Below are 19,850 nucleotides of genomic sequence, written 5' to 3'. Positions count from 1 at the left end.
ATGAAAATAATAACTCATATAATCCTACTTTTTATTTCAATATTGCTTGGTTATTCCTGTTCATCCAAAAATAATGAAAACTCTATTGAAAAAGAATCCCGTGTACATTCAGGAATTACCTTGAGCGAAGAACAGATTAAAACCAATGATATAAAATTCGGTACTGCAGAATTACGTCCCATTGAATCCAAAATTATGGTTACCGGCGTAATACATGCCTTGCCTCAAAATAAGGCATCAATACATAGTAAAGTAGATGGATTTATTGGAAAAATAAACTTCATAACCGGAGATTTCGTTCGTAAGGGGCAAGAATTGGCTACGGTAAATAACCCTTCATTTATCTCTTTACAAAAACAATTTTTAGAGAGTTATTATACAATGAACTTGGCATATAAGGATTATCAGCGAAAAAATGCCCTATTAGAAAGTGATGCAATTAGCAGAAAATCGTATGAACAATCTTTAGCAGCATACCAAGTTTCAACTGCAGAATATGAAAGTCTAAAATCAGAATTACAATTACTGGGATTTTCTCCTGCTACTATAATTAAAACAGGAAAAATTAATCCGGAATTAAAAATTATAAGTCCTTTAAGCGGATTTATTCAAGCAAAGGAAATTTCTCCAGGTAAACAAATAACTACCACAGAAGAATTATTCTTAATAATAAATCAGGAAAAACTACATGTAGAATTAAATGTACCAGCAAAATATGCTTCAACCCTCTTTGTAGGACAAAAAATTGAATTCACATTGCCTGAAATCAAAGATACCTTACAAGGAACTATTCACATCATAGGAAAAGTAACAAGTACCGAAAACAACACCATACAGGTTCATGCAGATATTCAAACAAAATTGCCTGACACAAATTTCTATGAAAATCGATTTGTAAATGCATATATAATTAATAAAAGTAAGGAAGTGCTAACTGTACCTAAAGAGGCTGTATTTGAAGAAGAAGGCAAAAATTATGTATTTATTAGAAAAAATAATCAAATAGAACAAAAAGAAATACTAATTGGAAATTCAAATAATAATTTTGTGGAGGTGACTAATTTAGATCCTCATCAAGAACTTGTAATTTCAGGAGTTTATTATCTACAATCCGGAGAAATGGAATCCGGACATAATCACTGATTAAAAAAATTACTAAACTTATTGAATAAATAATAAAAATCAATCTTTTGATTATGGCAAGTTAATAAACACAACTTGGCATAATTAAATGATCAATAACATCCAATTATGAAAATAGTATTTTTAATGGCTAAATTTAAAAAAAACTAAATAAATAATTTATCTTAAGTAGTTGTTAATTAAATATTTAAGTTTCTTTTATGATTTAATATTTCCTTAAAAATAGCAGTATTTGTAATTTTGTTATATATGAATGAACAAATTATCAATAAACTCGCAACTTTAGCAGAATCAGCTAAATATGATGTTTCTTGTTCCTCAAGTGGAGTTGGAAGAAAGAGTAAAGTCGGAGGTATAGGCTCAACTTCATCTTCAGGAATTTGTCATACATTTACTGAAGATGGACGATGTGTTTCCTTATTAAAAATTATGATGACCAATTATTGCATGTACGATTGTGCCTACTGCATTAGTCGTAAAAGCAATGATATAAAAAGAGCTTCGTTTAGCGTTAAGGAATTGGTGGAGTTAACCCTGGAATTTTATAAAAGGAATTACATAGAAGGCTTATTTTTAAGTTCGGGAGTGGTTAAAAGTCCGGATCATACAATGGAAAGAATGGTGCGGGTAATAAAAGAACTCCGAACGGTTCATAAATATAATGGATATATCCATATGAAGAGCATTCCTGGCGCCAGTAAAGAATTAGTTACACAAGCCGGATTATATGCAGACAGGCTCAGTGTAAATATTGAAATACCCACAGAAAAAAATCTCAAATTTTTAGCTCCCGAAAAAGACCATAAAAGTGTCTTTGCACCTATGAAGTACATTCAAAACGGGGTATTAGAATATAAAGAAGAAAAGAAAAAATATAAATCTATTCCTAAATTCACCCCTGCCGGGCAGAGTACACAAATGATTATTGGAGCGACTAATGAAACCGATCAGGATATATTGAAAGTTTCTTCACTTTTATATATGCAATCAAGCATGAGAAGAGTGTATTATTCGGGATTCATACCGGTCAATCCTCACGATAACAGGCTTCCTGCTTTACAACAAGCGCCTTTAGTAAGAGAAAATCGATTATATCAGGCGGATTGGTTAATGAGATTTTATCATTTCACGGCTGATGAAATAATTGATGATACAAACCCAAACCTTGATTTGGAAGTAGATCCAAAATTATCCTGGGCTCTTCGTCATCCCGAAATGTTTCCTGTCGATGTAAATACAGCAGAATACAGGCAAATAGTACGAGTGCCCGGCATCGGAATTAAATCGGCTAAATTGATTATAGCCTCCCGTAAGTTTGGTAAATTAGATAGGTATCAATTAAAAAAAATAGGTGTTATCATAAAAAGAGCCCAATATTTTATTACTTGTAGAGATTCGTCAGGAACAACAATTAATGAATTAAAGCCTGAATTTGTAAAAAAAATACTTGTAAATAAAAAACATACTTCCCAAAACACCAATCAAATATCTTTGATTTTCCCTTAAAAAAGCTATTAAAATTATGATAATATTCTCTTACGATAAATCGTTGGATGGACTTTTATGTGTAATTTATGAAGCATACGAAAGAAAAATTTTTCCTGAACTATTAATTCAATCGGGAGAAATACCCCCGTTGTTCGTTGATCAATTACTTGAAATACAAACACGAGAAGAAATTGTTAGTAAAACTTGGGCATATTTAGAGAAAAAGATGTCTAAAGAATCTCTTAATATAATGCAAGCTGTATGGTTATCAGAACAAGAAGATAGAGATTGGCTATTATATAAATTTATTAAAAAAGCCATTGATACAAAATTTACAGGACATACTGATTTTGGGGATGAAGTCATTATAAACATTCATAATTTGGCTAAAAAAGTATATAAAGAAGGTTATAATTGGAAACAATTTGTAAGATTTAAAAAGTCTAAAGACGGAATTTATTTTGCTTCTGTATATCCAATTTATAATAGTTTACCATTGGCGATTCCTCATTTTAAAGATCGATTTTCTTCACAGTCTTGGATTATTTATGATTTAAACCGCAATTATGGATTTTATTATGATGGAAAAGTAGTGATTGAAATGACTTTGGAAAGCGATAATGAATATTTTAATTCAGATCAACCTAACGAAATATTATTAGATTCAAAAGAAATTTTATTTCAAGAATCGTGGAAAAAATACTTTCAAGCTTTATCTATAAAAGAGAGAATTAATTTGAAACTACAAAAACAACATATGCCTAAAAGGTATTGGAAATATCTCACAGAAATGCAATAAATATAAAAAGGTATTTGAACTCTAATTTCTTAGGTCGTATATGAATTGAAAAAGAGAAAGCATTCTATTTTAAGAATAACTCATATATTCAATTTTGTTTCAGAAAATGAAAACATGTTTTTAATATACAGATGAAAAAATAGGCAATACATACAGAATTTTAAACCTGGCAAAAGTTGTATAAGTCATAAGTTAATTTTCAAAAATTATCAATCCTATTTATATCATATTGAATTATCAAGAAATAAAAATTTTTTTAAACAAAAAACTACCTGTAAAACAGGTAGTTTTTATAGTGTAATTAAAAATTATTTTATGAAAAAATTAGAAATTATATGAAAGTTGAAGTTTAAAATTTCTAGGATCAATTTGATTAATATAACCTCCTCTATAATATGAAGTATAACCAATTTTGTCGAATATATTATTAAAGAAGAATTTCAAACCAACTTTTTTATACGTGTATCCCAATTGAGCATTAACAGTTGTATAATCCGGCATGTTAAAAGGTTTAATACCCGGTGTTGAACCGTGTCCATCTGCTCTTAAGTTTGAACTGTAGTCATTAATAGGGCGATCTCCCACATAATAAACACCTACACCCAAAACAAGATTTTTTAATGTTCCTCGGTTAAATAAATATTGTACCCATCCGTTAGCGGTAGAATAAGGAGCATTCATTGGTCTGGAACCGTTTACATAAGCAACGCTGTTTTTATATTGAACATCCGAATAAGAATATCCTAAAATTACTTGTAAATTTTCCAAAATATGCCCGTTTGCCTCAATTTCAACACCGTTTCTTCGTAAATCACCTGCTTTAGAGTAAAAGCCTGTTCCCACTCCATTTTCGTATATCTGATATGAAATATCATTATTTTTAATAAAGTAATAGGTTACATTGAAATCCAATTTTTTATTAAACCAATCAGATTTCACTCCAACTTCAAATTGGTTAGTAACTGAAGATCCAATAGTTCCTCCATCTTTAGTAGGATTACTTGCTGAACGCAAATTGGTTGTAGTAGCATAATTACCAAAAAGACTTATATTTTTTACAGGACTAACCATAATTCCTACAAAAGGATCCCATGCTTCATTAGCAGCTCCTATATTGGGTTTTTTAGCATCTTGACTATAACGTAATCCAACATTGGCTCTTATATATTCATTAATTTCAACAGCATCTTGAATCATAATACCATAAACTTCAGATTCGCTGGAGCTGGTAGAAGCTATGGCATCAAAAGATGATTTATTGATTCCCTTAGGTAATACGTTAGGTATTTTGTCAAATATATTAATAACATCTACTTCAATGGATCTGTCAATAAGAGGCAAACCGGTTTTTGGATCTAAAATAACTTTTCCGTCTTTATCTTTTCTGTATTTTCCGTGAGTGGTAGAATTCGTATTATTGATCTTGTAATCAAATCCTGTTTGAAACGTATGTTTTACCTTGCCGGTATATAAATTTTTTCCAATTAAATCAATCTGAATCACTTTGTTTTTATCTTCACTTTCAGACCAAGTTAGAGTTCTTGTACGTCTTGAAAAATCCGAAACTTTTCGACCTGTAGATTTATCAGTAAAAGTATAAGGACTAGCTAAAGAACCTAATCCATAGGTTTCTTCGTTATTTATAGAGGCCGCATATAAGGCACGTAAACTTAATACTTCATTTAATTTTCGTACAATTTTGGCGCTATAGGTAGTAGTCCTAGTATTTTGATTATCAGTTGTCCAACCATAAAATTTATGGGTAGTATCTAATAAATTATTTTTATCGGCATCAGTTGAATTTACAGTACCTCTGTCTGGAGTTATATTGTTATTAATATAATCCATTTCTAAAGTAACAGTCGTTCTATCATCCGGTCTCCATTCAAAAGAAGGATTTATATAAACTCTATTATTGTCAACTCTTGGTTTATAGCTGTCCGCTCTTTGATATGCACCATTTAAACGGAATGCAGCAGTACCTTTTTTGTCCAAAATGGTTTGATAATCAAAAGTTGGTCGAAATAACCCCCAGCTACCGGTTTCAATAGCAACATTTCCACCGGTTAAAAATAATGGAGTCTTGGTAACTACATTTATTACACCTCCCGGACTTCCTAATCCGTTACCAATACCTTGAGTTATAGCAGCTGATCCACGTAAAACTTGGATGCTTGATACCCCTTGCATATCAGTCAAAAGAGAAGCAGAACGAAAATCGGAATCAACCTGAACTCCGTTTTTCAATACAGGAGTTCCACGATATCCCCTGATAGACATACTTTCCGAAGACCCCCCATAAGTACCGAATAAATTAACCCCAGGAACATTTCTAACCGCGTCGGTTATAGTAAGTGCGCCCTGTTCGTTAATAATTTCACTGGAAATTACGGATATATTTTGTGGTAATTCTCTGGGAGCAACCGGCAAACGAGTAATCATGTCTAAACCATGTATTTGTTTAGTTCCGTATATGGTAACATCATCAATATCTCCTTTACCGTATAATGTTATATTAATTTCTTTTACCTCATCAGGATTGATAATAAAGGATTCGTTATAATCATTGAATTTAGGAGAAGAAATGGTCAATTTATGAAATCCATCACTTAATCCCGATATTTCAAAAAAACCGGTTTGATTGTCGATCTCAGAAATTTTTTCACCGTCAATGTAGAAAGTTGCTTTTTTTATCGGTTTGTCTTCTACATCAAATAAATATCCTTTGATCCCTGACGTATATTGCGCTAATAGAAGCTGCCCTAAACATAAAAGAACAAAAGCTATGTATGTTTTTTTCATAATAATTTTTATTTTTAGGCAAATATAATTTTAATTTAGACCAATTACAAATAAAAAGGATGTTTTATATTATCTTTTTTTGTAAATAGTTAAAATATAATAAGATATGTGTTTTTTTAAGGATTTTTTAATATGAATAAAATTAGGACTAATTAGGTGATGTTTACAGGTTTAAATAGAGATCAACTCTAAAAAATATATTAACTTTGCAATCTAAATTAGAAAGTATAATAAATTAGAAAGGATGAGTTTACCTATAGATTATGTTCCGGTACTTATACAGGTTGCAGTTGCTTTGGGTTTCAGTGTGATAGCGCTGGTCGGTTCAGCAATGTTAGGTTCGAGAGTACACGGTAAAGTTAAGGATGATACCTTTGAATGCGGGATTGCTTATGAAGGTGATGCCCGTTCGCCTTTTTCAGTTAAATATTTTTTAACAGCAATATTATTTGTACTATTTGATATTGAGATTATCTTCTTTTATCCTTATGCGTTAAACATCAGAGATTTTGGAGTTGAAGGCTTTTTAGCAGTATTAACCTTTATCTCGGTTTTTCTTTTAGGATTCGTATATGTAGTTAAAAAAGGAGCGTTAGATTGGGAAAAATAGGAATAAAATATCTATTTTAAATATTTTTTAAAAAAGACATGGCAGAAAAAAAAGTTAAGATTGTTGATGCTCCTGAAGGAGTAAGTGGGCCCGGATATTTTGCCGGAAGTTTTGATAAAATTATAGGATTGGCAAGGTCATATTCTTTATGGCCATTACCGTTTGCTACCTCTTGTTGCGGAATTGAGTTTATGGCTATACAAGCTGCCAATTATGATTTATCGCGTTTTGGAGCAGAGAATATGTGTTTTTCGCCAAGACAGGCAGACCTTTTAATGGTTTGCGGAACAATATCCAAAAAATTAGCACCGGTTTTAAAACGAGTATATACTCAAATGGCAGAACCTAAATGGGTAATGGCTGTCGGAGCTTGTGCTTCCAGCGGTGGAATTTTTGATACCTATTCTGTATTGCAAGGAATAGATAAAGTCATACCTGTAGATGTATATGTACCCGGTTGTCCTCCAAGACCCGAACAAATTATAGAAGGTTTTATGCAGATACAAGAAATAGCTAGAAATGAAAGCTTACGAAGAAGAGAATCTACTGAATATAAAGAGTTGTTAAAATCCTATGAAATATCGTAATCATGGAAGGAAAAATTATAGATAATCAATTGGTATTACAACTCATATCTGATGAGTTTGGTGATGGTATTATAAGAGCATATGAGCCGGATGGTATTTTAACCATTGAAATAAAAAAAGATATTGTACTTTCCTTGCTAACATTTATTAAAAATCATGAGATAAAAATTGATTTTCTAACTGATGTGTGCGGAATACATTATCCCAATAATAAAGGATCGGAATTAGGAGTTATTTATCATTTACATAGTTTCATAAACAACTTTAGAATACGGATTAAAGCATTCTTTTCTATTGAGAATCCTGAAATTGATTCGGTTACCTCAATTTATTCTGCAGCTAACTGGCAGGAAAGAGAAACTTTTGATTTTTACGGAATAGTATTTAAAGGTCATCCTAATTTAACAAGGATTTTAAACAGGGATGATATGGACTATCATCCGCTTTTAAAACAATATACGCTGGAAGATACTACCCGTACAGATAAGAATGATGCCATGTTCGGCAGATAATTAGTAAACTAAAAAAGTTAGAATTAAAAAATGTCTAAACAAAAAAATATAAGTGATTTGGTCGATTTATCCAATTCAGTGGACAAATACATTGTGAAGGAACAAGTCGATGGAGAATTACAAAAAATAAATTTAGGACCAACACACCCATCTACTCATGGTATTTTTGAAAATAAAATATTAATGGATGGGGAAAGGATTGTTTCAGCAAAATCAACCGTTGGATATATTCACCGTGCATTTGAAAAAATCTCTGAAAGAAGAACATATTCGCAAATAACCACCTTAACCGATAGACTTAATTATTGCTCTTCTCCTATAAATAATATGGGATGGCATATGACCATGGAAAAATTTTTGGGCGTGAAAGTATCCAAAAAGATTGATTATATGCGTATCATTATTATGGAGTTGGCAAGAATTGCGGACCATTTGGTTTGCGATTCAGTAATGGGAGTTGATACAGGTGCTTTAACCGGATTTACTTATGTATTTCAGGATAGAGAAAAGATATATGACCTATATGAACAGGTTTGCGGAGCTCGAATGACTACTAATATTGGAAGAATTGGAGGGTTTGAGCGTGATTTTAGTCCAAAATTCCATCAATTAATTAAAGAATTTATTGCAGAATTTCCAAAAAGATTGGAAGAATTCGCTAAATTATTGGAAAGAAACCGAATCTTTATGGATCGTACGATCGGGGTAGGAGGTATTTCAGCTGAAAGAGCTTTGAATTATGGATTTACCGGTCCAAACTTACGTGCAGCAGGGGTAGACTATGATGTGAGAGTCATGAGCCCTTATTCTTCTTATGATGACTTTGATTTTATTATTCCTATTGGGACTTCAGGAGATGCTTACGATCGTTTCATGGTTCGTTTGCAAGAAATGAGGGAAAGTTTCAAATTGGTTAAAAATGCTTATGAAAATTTACCTGAAGGAAATTATCATGTAGAGGTTCCCGAATATTATCTACCGGATAAGCTGGATGTTTATACCAGTATGGAAGCTCTTATCTATCATTTTAAAATTATCATGGGAGAAACAGATATTCCTACCGGTGAAGTTTTTCATTCAGTTGAAGGGGGAAATGGTGAATTAGGATTTTATATGGTTAGTGACGGAGGAAGAAGTCCTTATAGATTACATTTTAGAAGACCTTGCTTTATTTACTACCAAGCCTATCCGGAATTGATCAAAGACCAAATGCTGTCTGATGCTATTATTACGTTAGGAAGTTTAAACGTGATTGCGGGTGAACTTGATGCGTAAAAGTTACTCAACACAAAATTAAATTAATATAAAACTCTCATTATCGAGAGTTTTTTCATTTTGAAATAGTTGACATTATAATTTAATGTTTTATAATTATATTCTTTATTATTGCTCTAAGATACTTTGTTAATAAAAAATAATAACATTATATATTATAATTTTTATTGAATTATGGCTTAATAGATAATAATTGTTGTTTTTTATGTGTTAATAATAATGTGGTTTACATTAATTGTATATTATAATATAAATATCATATAATTATTATATATATTTCAATATGGGACAAAATTATTTATTTTTAGTTTAAATTTAATAATTTTGCGGGGTATATAGCGTGTAAGCATATTTTATGAAATCAACCTTTCCCTACAAATTTTTTAATTGGAGTATAATAATATTATTTTTAGCAACTTTATTTCCCTTATTACTTTTAAGTTTTTATTCAGAACCCATACTTGATGATTATGTATATGCCATTAAACTTTTATCGAGATCTTTTTTAGATGTACAAGTTTATGAATATATGTATTGGGGTAGTAGGTATACAGCAACCGGAATATTAATTACTAATCCAATATATTTTGGATGGTTTGGTGGATATCACGTACTTTCATTCTTAATGATATTTTTATTTGTCTTGGGATCAAATTTTATGTTTTATCAGATTTCAGGGAATAAAAAAATGACAGTCGTTTTGATGGCTGCATTTTGCTTTACCTATTTTTTTATGTTACCGGATATAACCTCGGCTTTTTACTGGTTGGCGGGTTCAGCTACCTATAATTTAGGTAATATTCTTTCTTTATTTTTTATAGGAAGCATAATAAAGGCAAAAAAATGCGATAGTTATTTTTATAAGATCATTGCTTTTGTATTAGTATTTTTAATTATTGGATGCAATGAAATATCCATGATCTATATAGATGTTTTTATTTTCCTATTGTTCGTCTATTCATATTTTAATAATAAGAAAATAGATGTATTATATTTGTCATTGTTTATATTTGCGGGGGCATTAACATTGCTCATTTTTGCATCTCCCGGAAATCAACTTAGGTCTTCATCAACAATTGCTCATCATTTGTCTCTGTCTCAATGTATTTTAAAAACTATAAAAAAGTCTATAACGATCATAGTAAGGTATTTTATATTAGTTTTTATAATTCAACTTTTAGTATTATTTAATATAAGGGAATGGCTAAAAAAAAGAAATTTTCCATATTTAAAACATTCCATAGCATTTTTTATATTTCTTTTACTAGCTGTTTTATTTTTAGGTTCTTTTCCAAGTTTATGGTCTGTGGGTTTTTTTCCGCCTTTGCGAACGGTAAATGTGATTTTCTTCGAGATGTTAATCTTCTCCATGATTATAGCACACAAAATAGTTATAATGCCCTATTTCGATACTATTAAAATTTCACCCTATTTTTTGGTAGTAATCTTATTTGTAACTATTTTTAGTTATGTATTTGCTATTCAAGATAAGAAAAGTTATGATTTAACAAATAATCTATATCATTCTTATAAAGACATAGTAAGTGGTGATATGATAAAATATAAAAAAGAAATGGAGGAAAGGTATGAAGTTATACGCAATTCTAAAGAAGATACAATCTATGTTAAGCCTATTAAGATTAAACCAGAAACTATTTTTAGAAGTGATTTAAAGGAAATTAATGACCATTTTTATAACAAAAATATGGCAAATTTCTTTGGTAAAAGTGCAATAATACTTAGAAAATGAAAATTCTTAAAATAGTGGATAATCAAAAATGAATTTTCATGTAATTTATAAACAGCGTTCGATATAATTCATTATTTTTATCAAGAGGTACAAACTTATAAATAATCATATGCTCAGAATCTAATTTATATAAATAAAAGCTGTCTTCAATCGGGTTATATAGAGAATTTATACATTTTTTTTAAAATTTAGCTGTTTTATTTTTCGGGAAAGTTATTTCGGATGGTTCAGAGAAAGATTCATTAGTTAGAATTCCACTTTTTTATTTAAGTTAAAACATCCTGCGTAGGTACTTGTAGATGATACAGGCTTTTTTATAAATAAAAATAAATGAGTAAAATAGTTGAACTCTAATGTTTCATTTCATATTTTACCCATTCATTAAAATTTTTTCCTGAAAATCCCGAAACAGATTTTAAAGTCTAAGCTCTGTGTAAATTTTTTATTTTAAATAATATGGTAACATTTTATAATCTATTTCCATTTGGGAATTGCTATAAAAGGACCCATAAAAGAAAAATATTAAAATAAATCTAATAAATAACAGGGTTTTAAATTATAACTGCAGTGCCACAGATCGAAACCATTAACATACTGCCTTTAGCTCCTAAGGCTTCATAATCAATATGAATACCAATTACAGCGTTAGCTCCCAAAAGAATTGCTTTTTCTTCCAATTCTTTTAATGCGGTTTGTTTAGCTTCAACTAATACTTTTTCATAAGCGTTAGATCGGCCACCGAAAAAATCGGTAAGATTGGCTTTAAAATCCTTAATAAAATTAGCACCAATTATGGTTTCTCCGGTAACAATACCTTTGTACTCTTTGATTGTAAATCCTTCAATAGAGTTAGTTGTAGTTAAAATCATTGATTATTAAATTTAAAAATAAATGTAAATATATGGTTATTCTTATAATGTCAAAATATAATTGCACAGATTACCAATTTATACGTATGATGTTTAGGATAATTTTCTAGCCCAATGAGATAAGTTAATTGTTAAATTAATAACAATTACTTACAAATACAATAGATCTGTTTTAATTAAATATGTTTTTAAATAAAATGAATAATATAATTGATTTTCTATAGTATTACCCTTATTTTTGATCTTTATATAATTAAAATATCTATGAAGGCACCGGTAGCAAAAAAAATTCCTAAAAAATTAATTACTCATAACGATATTCGAATTGATAATTATTATTGGCTTAACGATAGAGAAAACCCTGAAGTAATACAATATTTGGAGGAAGAAAATGCTTATACAAAAGAGCAGATGAGGTCTACCGACTTATTGCAAAAAAAATTATTTGAGGAAATGAAGTCCAGGATAAAAGAAGATGATGAGTCCGTTCCCTATAAATTCAATCAATATTGGTATACAACCAAATACATAAAAGGAGGAGAATATCCTCTCTATATAAGAAAAAAAGACTCTTTAGAAGCCAAAGAAGAAATTATGTTTGATGTCAATGCGATGGCCAAAGGACATAAATTTTACCAAATTGGAAGTGTTAGCGTTAGTCCGGATAATACCATGGCTTGTTATTCAGTTGATACAGTGAGTCGAAGAATATATGCCATTCAAATAAAAAATTTGGTAACCGGCGAAATACTTTCCGATGAATTAAAAGATACCACAGGAAATGTAGTATGGGCTAATGATAACCGAACCATTTTTTATTCTGTACAAGATCCTAAAACTTTACGTTCATCTAAAATATATAAACATATTTTAGGAACTTCTCAAAAGGAAGACCTATTGGTCTTTGAAGAACATGACGAAACATTTAATGTCTATGTAACCAAAACTAAATCCTTAAAATATATTGTAATAGCCTCCGGAAGTACCTTAACAGATGAGTATAGATTTATTCCTGCCGATCATCCCGAAGCTGAATGGAAAATATTTCAAGAAAGGATCAGGGGATTGGAATATTCTTTTGATCATTATGAAGGATTTTTTTATATTCTTACGAACAAAGACGGGGCAACTAATTTCAAATTAATGAAGACCCCTATATCGGATACTTCAATTGAAAATTGGATTGAAGTAATACCACACAATAAGGAAATTTTATTGGAGGGTTTTGAACTATTTAAAAATTATTTAGTAACCGAAGAACGAGAAAGAGGGTTAACTCATATAAAAATTAAGAGTTGGGATAATTCAATTTATTATGAGATACCTTTCGAAGAAGAAGTTTATACAGTAGGAACTTCTGTAAACAGAGATTTCGATACAGATATTATCAGATATCGTTATACTTCAATGACCACCCCATGGAGCGATATTGATTTTAATATGCGCACCAAAGAAAAAAAGGTTTTAAAAGAGCAAGAAGTTTTGGGTAATTTTGATAAAGATAACTATGTTACTAAAAGAATTTGGGTTCAATCACGAGACGGAGAACAAATCCCTTTGTCATTAGTGATGAAGAAAGACACTCAGCCATCTAAAAATACCCCTTTGTTATTGTATGCTTATGGATCCTATGGATATTCTATGGATGCAACATTTAGCTCCATACGATTGTCCTTGTTAGATCGGGGCTTTATTTATGTAATTGCTCACGTGAGAGGAGGAGAAGATTTAGGAAGGCCTTGGTATGAAAATGGAAAAATGTTAAAAAAGAAAAATACCTTTTTCGATTTTATAGACTGTGCTGAATATTTAATCAAAAAAGAATATACATCGTCTAATCATTTATATGCCAATGGAGGTAGTGCCGGTGGATTATTAATTGGAGCGGTTATTAATTATGCCTCCAAACTATTTCATGGAGTAGTGGCAGATGTACCGTTTGTAGATGTAGTAACAACTATGTTAGATGACAGTATTCCCTTAACGACAGGAGAATACGATGAATGGGGAAATCCGAATCAACTTGAATACTATAATTATATGAAATCCTATTCACCTTATGATAATGTTGAAAATAAAGAATATCCCAATATGTTGGTAACAACCGGCTTACATGATTCTCAAGTACAATACTGGGAACCGGCCAAGTGGGTGGCTAAACTTAGGGATATGAAAACAGATTCTAACCTTTTATTACTTCAAACTAATATGGATGCTGGTCATGGAGGATCTAGCGGACGTTTTGAATCCTTAAAAGAAGTAGCCTTGGAATATGCCTTTTATTTATTTTTAGAAAATAAATTAAACTAGTAAATGACTTTAGGAAATTTGAAAAATGATTTAATTATTTTTTAAATTTCCTAATCTTATTCAAATATAATTGTATATATATTTAAATGCTAGTGAGAGGTAAAGTAAAAAATCAATAATTTTTTGGATTTTATTAGTATAAAAATAATTGCAAATTGAAGAAATAAGTCGAGGTAATTTAGTGTTTTCTTTCAATAACGTATTTAAGCATCAATTCCAATGAATCTCTATTTTCATTTTTTGGAAAATTAACTAAAATATCGAGCGCTTTTTGCTTATACTCATTCATCTTATCAATCGTATAATTAATCCCCCCGTTTTCCTTTACAAATTTGATTATTTCAGCAACTCTTTTTTTATCTTTATTGTGATTTTTAATGGAATTTATCAACCATTTTTTATTTTCTTTACTTGCGTTGTTAAGCACATAAATTAATGGAAGCGTCATTTTCCTTTCTTGAATATCAATACCTACCGGTTTCCCGATTAAATTAGTACTTGTATAATCAAACAAATCATCTTTTATTTGAAATGCAATTCCGGTATATTCTCCAAAAAGTCGAAGTTTTTCAGCATTTTCATCCGAAGCATAGGTAGAACGTGCTCCGGATTCACAACAAGCAGATATTAATACAGCTGTTTTTTGACGTATAATTTCAAAATAGACCTCTTCCGTAATATCAAGTTTTCTACTTTTTTCCAATTGCAGCAATTCTCCCTCAGACATTTCTCGTATAGTTCTGGAAATAATAGATAATAAATCAAAATCTTGATTATCAGTAGCTAATAATACACTTTTTGATAGAAGATAATCGCCCACTAAAACAGCAATTTTATTTTTCCATAAAGCGTTTATTGAAAAAAAACCTCGTCTCATGTAGCTTTCATCTACTACATCGTCATGAACAAGAGTGGCTGTATGGATAAGTTCTATCAATGAAGCCGCCCGATACGTTTTATCCGTTACAGTACCCGTAAGCTTAGCTGTTAAAAAAACAAACATGGGACGCATTTGCTTACCTTTTCTTCTAACTATAAACTGGGTGATTCTATCCAATAACGGAACTTTACTTTTCATGGATTCATAGAACCTTTTTTCGAAAAGCTTCATTTCATCTGCTATTGGAATTTTAATTTGTTCAGTAACTTTGGACATTAGGTTTCAAAAATAATCAAATTTTACATATTTTAATTTGAAATTTCCATTTTATTTTATAAAGAAGAGGTAAAAAGATAATTAAAATAAAGGTTATATACTAAAAATAAGTTAATAACAAAATAAAGAGTATAAACATAAAAAGAATTATTATCTTTGTTGCTTGAGAAGATACATAATATTGCAGAGGATAATGCAACAAAATGACTTTATTTCACGTTTAAAGCAATTATGCAATTACGTGAAATAATATTAAATTAAAATGAAAAAAGTTTTCTTACTGATTATTCTGATTTGTACTTGTTGTTTAATGCATATAAAAGCTCAACGTAATGAAGTAGGAATATCTATTGGAAGAGCCAATATAATTGGTGATATAGGTAAAACCGATTATATTGAAATATTTCCTATGGATAGGTATAGAATTCCAATTTCATTAGGAGTACTTTATAGGTATAATTTAGATAATAGACAAAGTTTACGTTTAAATTTAATTTATAACAGAGTCTATTTTGACGATGAGAAAGCAAGTGAAGATTATAGATTTAAAAGAAAAATATCAGGAAGTAATACCATTTTTGAAACCTCAGTTTTATTTGAATATTATTTCTTTGATATCAATGATATAAAATATTCTGGTTCTTCTCCATATATATTTGCCGGAGTAGGCGGATATGGGTTTTATGACAGGAAATATACAATCAATCATACGAGAGCTAAAGATTATAATGGTTCTTACAGGGATCCTTTAAATTTTCAGGATTTTGTAACAGAAGAAAATTATAAGAAATCTATGAAATTCGATTTTAATATTCCTTTTGGCGTGGGATATAAATTTAAAATTAAATACGATTGGTTATTATCTCTTGAAATAGGAGCAAGATATACATTCCAGGATAATCTTGATTATAGTTCTATAAAAAACAAAAATATAACTATAAACATAGATCCTCAATTAAACAATATAAGTACTGTAGACCCTAAGCTTAAGGATGAGATAAATAGAAGAAATGCTAAAATCATAGGAAAACATCAAACAGGTAATACATATAAAAGTAACGATTGGTATTTAATATGGGGGATAAATCTTACTTACACATTTGGAAGACCTCCATGTTATTGTTATTAAATTATAATTATTAATGTCTAAAAAAGATATATTTATAGAAGAAAATAAAATGCCTAAACACGTTGCCATTATTATGGATGGTAATGGAAGATGGGCTAAAAAAAGAGGTATGATTCGTAGTCTTGGCCATCAAAATGCTATTAAAGCAGTTCGAGAGGCGATTGAATTTTGTGATGATGCAAATATTCCCTATCTTACCTTATATGCTTTTTCAACAGAAAATTGGAATAGACCCATATTAGAAGTGAATTCTTTGATGAGTCTATTGATTAACACTATAAAAAAAGAAACAAAAAAATTAAAAGAAAAAGGTATTAGAGTTAAAGTTATCGGCAATATTGATAAATTTCCAACTAACGTCCGAGAGGAATTAATCCTGCTTACTACAGATACATGCAATAATCAAAGGGGCACATTGACATTGGCATTAAGTTATGGGGCTAAAAATGAAATTCTCGATGCTGCCAAAAAAATTGCTCTGGATTATTCAAATAACGAAATATCTTTGGAACAATTAAATGAAGATACCTTTAATCAATATTTATATACAAACGATCTACCGGATGTAGATCTTCTCATTAGAACGAGTGGAGAGCAAAGAATAAGTAATTTTTTACTTTGGCAAATAGCATATGCAGAATTATATTTTACAGATACATTATGGCCTGATTTTAATAAAGAAGAATTTTTAAAAGCAATAGATTTTTATCAGAGCAGAGAAAGAAGATTCGGGAAAATAAGTGAACAATTAAAAGTAAAGTAAAAGAAGTAAAAAGTGTACATGAAGAAATTATTAGCGGCCGTTTTATTCTCAGTAAACATATTTATATTTGGTCAGGTTGCAGACAGTGTTCAGATATCACCACAAGAACCAAAGGCTGATGTTCAAAAAGATATAGACCCTATTAAAAAAGACGATTCTGCTTTACGTATTAAAGAAATCAAAATTACCGGAACCGATAAATATTCTAAGAATCAAATCATGAGATACACGGGGTTGTATGAAGGAGATTTTGTAGAAATACCGGGAATGCAAATTAATACAGCTGTAAAAAAACTTTGGGATTCTAAGCTTTTCGCAAACGTAGAAATTTTTTTAACTAAAGTAATCAACAAAGAGGTGTACCTTCGTATAAATTTGGTAGCACTTCCGGATTTAGGTACTGTAAAATTTCATGGAATCAGTAAATCTAAAGGCGAAAAATTAATAAAAGACAATGGTCTTAAAACAAAGGCTAAAATTACCGATGATCTGCGTTCTAAACTTCAAAACTCCATAAGAAATGAATATACAGACAAAGGATTTCCGGATGCCAAAGCAATTATAAAAGAATCGACCAATCCAACAGATCCTAACTTAGTCAATTGGAATGTAACCATAGATAAAGGTCCTAGAGTTAAAGTTAAAACAATTAAAATAGAAGGTACTAAAGTATTAAAAGCTTCAACCGTCAGATCACGAGCTTTCAAAAATACTAAACAAAAAAGATTTTATCGCTTTTGGAAGAAGTCAAAATATGTCCCTGAAAAATACCTGGAAGATTTAAATAGAGTTGTTGAAACTTTTCAATCCTATGGATTTAGAGACGCAAAAATAACTTCAGATACTGTACTCAGAGCCAATAAAAAGAATTTTGATATAGATGTTCATGTTTCAGAAGGAAAAAGATATTATCTGGGAAATGTAACTTTCTCAGGAAATTCTGCATATTCTAGTGAGACACTTTCAAAAGTTATCGGATATAAAAAAGGAGAACCTTATGATGCGGTAGGTTTCAATAAAAAAGTATCAGGATCAGAAAAAAACGATGATATTTCAACACTATATTATAATAACGGGTATGTTTTTGCCAATGTAGTTCCTATTGAAAAAGCAGTTAGAAATGATACGATAGATATAGAAATAAAAATAAGAGAAGGAGAACAGGCTTATTGGGACAAAGTTACTTTCTCAGGAAATACCAAAACCCACGATCACGTGATCCAACGATCATTGAGCACAAGACCCGGAGATCTTTTCTCAAAAGAAGATATACAAAGAACCATTATGGAATTAGCCCAAATGGGATACTTTGAAGCACAGACTTTGCGCCCTGATATTACACCGAATGTTGAAACTCGTACGGTAGACGTTAATTATAAATTAGAAGAAAAAGGAACAAACAGTCAAATAGAATTACAAGGAGGTTATGGTGGAAATCGTTTTATTGGAACATTAGGCTTAACTTTTGGTAATTTCTCATTTAATGATTTTTTCAAGAAAAAAGCTTGGAAACCTATTCCTTCCGGCGATGGACAAAGTATATCTTTAAGAGCTCAAGCAGGAAGTAATTATCAGAATTACAGCATTTCATTCACAGAGCCATGGATTACAGGTAAAAGGCCTACTTCCATGACTGTTTCTCTTTACAGCACGATATTGAATTACAATAACTATTATGCAGAAGGAAGAAACAAACTAAATATATATGGAGGTCAAGTGGGATTAACCACTCGTTTAAATTGGCCGGATAATTATTTCAGACTATCCTATGGTATCAATTATCAATTATACTCTTTTAGAAATTATCCGTTTAATATAGCAGATGAAAATGCCTTAGGATATACAACATGGGATAATGGAGAAAGTAACAATTTCAGTTTTTATGCAAGTTTAGGTAGATATTCAGCAGGATTTGATCCTATATTCCCTACAATGGGTTCTGAATTTGAGCTTTCAGTAAAATTTACTCCCCCATATTCCGCATTTAACAATGAAGATTACAGCAAAAAAACCGATAAGGAAAAATACAAATGGCTGGAATATTATAAAATAAAGATGAAAGCCTATTGGTATCAGGAATTAGTAGGTAAATTTGTTTTAAAAGCAGGAGGAGAATTCGGATTTTTAAGTAATTATAATTCCAAAGTAGGAATTCCTCCTTTTGAAAGATTCTATTTAGGAGGAACCGGACTATACGGAAATAGATTTGATGGTAGAGAAATTATCCCTTTACGTGGATATAGAGATGCTACATCCTTCGGAGGAGTTTCCGGTGAAGACATTACCCCATTAGGAGGGGGTACCTCATATTCAAGGTTTATGTTGGAATTGCGTTATCCGGTATTATTAGGAGGAGCTACGAAAATTTATGCATTAACATTTGCGGAAGGAGGAAATACTTGGAGCAATAATAAATCATTTAATCCGTTTGAGCTAAAAAGATCTGCCGGTTTTGGTATTAGAATTTTTATGCCACAATTCGGAATGTTAGGTTTTGATTTTGCTAAAGGATTTGATTCAACCATTAATTCAAACAGTGCCAATGGATGGGAAACCCATTTCATATTTGGTCAACAATTTTAGATGATTTTTGCTTATATTGAATTATAATAATATATTTATAGCAAAATAAAGTTTATAAAAACTTGGTATGATTT

General features: G+C 30.4%; 15 protein-coding genes. 12 read left to right on the top strand and 3 right to left on the bottom strand.

Features of this window, described 5'->3' with window-relative positions:
• The 3 genes from C4S75_RS02310 (at nucleotide 1) to C4S75_RS02300 (ending at nucleotide 3,430) form a co-directional block, all read left to right on the top strand.
• On the top strand, nucleotides 1-1,143 hold the full coding sequence (locus C4S75_RS02310) for an efflux RND transporter periplasmic adaptor subunit (protein ID WP_105296716.1): 1,143 nt from the start codon (nucleotides 1-3) through the stop codon (nucleotides 1,141-1,143).
• Nucleotides 1,144-1,392: 249 nt separating this feature from the next.
• On the top strand, nucleotides 1,393-2,649 hold the full coding sequence (locus C4S75_RS02305; RefSeq protein WP_105296715.1) for a putative DNA modification/repair radical SAM protein: 1,257 nt from the start codon (nucleotides 1,393-1,395) through the stop codon (nucleotides 2,647-2,649).
• Nucleotides 2,650-2,665: 16 nt separating this feature from the next.
• Nucleotides 2,666-3,430 carry a TIGR03915 family putative DNA repair protein gene (locus C4S75_RS02300; RefSeq protein WP_105296714.1) on the top strand — a complete coding sequence of 255 codons (765 nt, stop codon included), beginning with the start codon at nucleotides 2,666-2,668 and terminating at the stop codon, nucleotides 3,428-3,430.
• A 324-nt stretch (nucleotides 3,431-3,754) separates the two neighbouring features.
• Here the strand turns inward: C4S75_RS02300 and C4S75_RS02295 are convergent, their stop codons facing one another.
• Entirely contained in the window at nucleotides 3,755-6,232 is a 2,478-nt protein-coding gene (locus C4S75_RS02295) for a TonB-dependent siderophore receptor (RefSeq protein ID WP_105296713.1), read from the bottom strand.
• 244 nt (nucleotides 6,233-6,476) lie between these two features.
• Here C4S75_RS02295 and C4S75_RS02290 point away from each other — a divergent pair, with 244 nt between their 5' ends.
• The 5 genes from C4S75_RS02290 (at nucleotide 6,477) to C4S75_RS02270 (ending at nucleotide 10,966) form a co-directional block, all read left to right on the top strand.
• Nucleotides 6,477-6,842: an NADH-quinone oxidoreductase subunit A gene (locus C4S75_RS02290; RefSeq protein WP_105296712.1), complete on the top strand. Its 366-nt coding sequence runs from the start codon at nucleotides 6,477-6,479 to the stop codon at nucleotides 6,840-6,842.
• A 38-nt stretch (nucleotides 6,843-6,880) separates the two neighbouring features.
• The gene (locus tag C4S75_RS02285) at nucleotides 6,881-7,429 is read left to right on the top strand and encodes an NADH-quinone oxidoreductase subunit B (protein WP_105296711.1); all 549 of its coding nucleotides are present in this window, start codon (nucleotides 6,881-6,883) and stop codon (nucleotides 7,427-7,429) included.
• Nucleotides 7,430-7,446: 17 nt separating this feature from the next.
• Nucleotides 7,447-7,941 carry an NADH-quinone oxidoreductase subunit C gene (locus tag C4S75_RS02280; protein ID WP_105296884.1) on the top strand — a complete coding sequence of 165 codons (495 nt, stop codon included), beginning with the start codon at nucleotides 7,447-7,449 and terminating at the stop codon, nucleotides 7,939-7,941.
• A gap of 30 nt (nucleotides 7,942-7,971) precedes the next feature.
• Complete coding sequence (locus tag C4S75_RS02275; RefSeq protein WP_105296710.1) at nucleotides 7,972-9,216, top strand: NADH-quinone oxidoreductase subunit D; 1,245 nt, start codon at nucleotides 7,972-7,974, stop codon at nucleotides 9,214-9,216.
• Between the two features lie 355 nt (nucleotides 9,217-9,571).
• Entirely contained in the window at nucleotides 9,572-10,966 is a 1,395-nt protein-coding gene (locus tag C4S75_RS02270) for a DUF6056 family protein (RefSeq protein WP_105296709.1), read from the top strand.
• Between the two features lie 551 nt (nucleotides 10,967-11,517).
• Here C4S75_RS02270 and C4S75_RS02265 read toward each other — a convergent pair.
• Nucleotides 11,518-11,835: a heavy metal-binding domain-containing protein gene (locus C4S75_RS02265; RefSeq protein ID WP_105296708.1), complete on the bottom strand. Its 318-nt coding sequence runs from the start codon at nucleotides 11,833-11,835 to the stop codon at nucleotides 11,518-11,520.
• A gap of 264 nt (nucleotides 11,836-12,099) precedes the next feature.
• Here C4S75_RS02265 and C4S75_RS02260 point away from each other — a divergent pair, with 264 nt between their 5' ends.
• Nucleotides 12,100-14,145: a S9 family peptidase gene (locus C4S75_RS02260; RefSeq protein ID WP_105296707.1), complete on the top strand. Its 2,046-nt coding sequence runs from the start codon at nucleotides 12,100-12,102 to the stop codon at nucleotides 14,143-14,145.
• Between the two features lie 178 nt (nucleotides 14,146-14,323).
• Here C4S75_RS02260 and C4S75_RS02255 read toward each other — a convergent pair whose 3' ends face one another.
• Nucleotides 14,324-15,301, bottom strand: a complete 978-nt coding sequence (locus C4S75_RS02255; protein WP_105296706.1) for a polyprenyl synthetase family protein — start codon at nucleotides 15,299-15,301, stop codon at nucleotides 14,324-14,326.
• A 262-nt stretch (nucleotides 15,302-15,563) separates the two neighbouring features.
• On the opposite strand from C4S75_RS02255, the gene C4S75_RS02250 reads away from it, so the two are divergent.
• Genes C4S75_RS02250 through bamA form a run of 3 tightly spaced genes read left to right on the top strand, consistent with a single transcriptional unit; the run spans nucleotide 15,564 to nucleotide 19,776 of the window.
• Nucleotides 15,564-16,430: a DUF6089 family protein gene (locus C4S75_RS02250; RefSeq protein ID WP_146105546.1), complete on the top strand. Its 867-nt coding sequence runs from the start codon at nucleotides 15,564-15,566 to the stop codon at nucleotides 16,428-16,430.
• 13 nt (nucleotides 16,431-16,443) lie between these two features.
• Complete coding sequence (locus C4S75_RS02245; RefSeq protein WP_105296704.1) at nucleotides 16,444-17,193, top strand: isoprenyl transferase; 750 nt, start codon at nucleotides 16,444-16,446, stop codon at nucleotides 17,191-17,193.
• Between the two features lie 18 nt (nucleotides 17,194-17,211).
• Nucleotides 17,212-19,776 (top strand): outer membrane protein assembly factor BamA, encoded by a 2,565-nt coding sequence (gene bamA, locus C4S75_RS02240; protein ID WP_105296703.1) that lies wholly within the window; start codon nucleotides 17,212-17,214, stop codon nucleotides 19,774-19,776.
• Nucleotides 19,777-19,850 lie beyond the last annotated feature (74 nt).

Source organism: Apibacter sp. wkB309, assembly GCF_002964915.1.
Classification (GTDB): domain Bacteria; phylum Bacteroidota; class Bacteroidia; order Flavobacteriales; family Weeksellaceae; genus Apibacter.
Note: the sequence above shows the minus strand (reverse complement) of the source record. Positions and strands in the feature narration are given on the sequence as shown.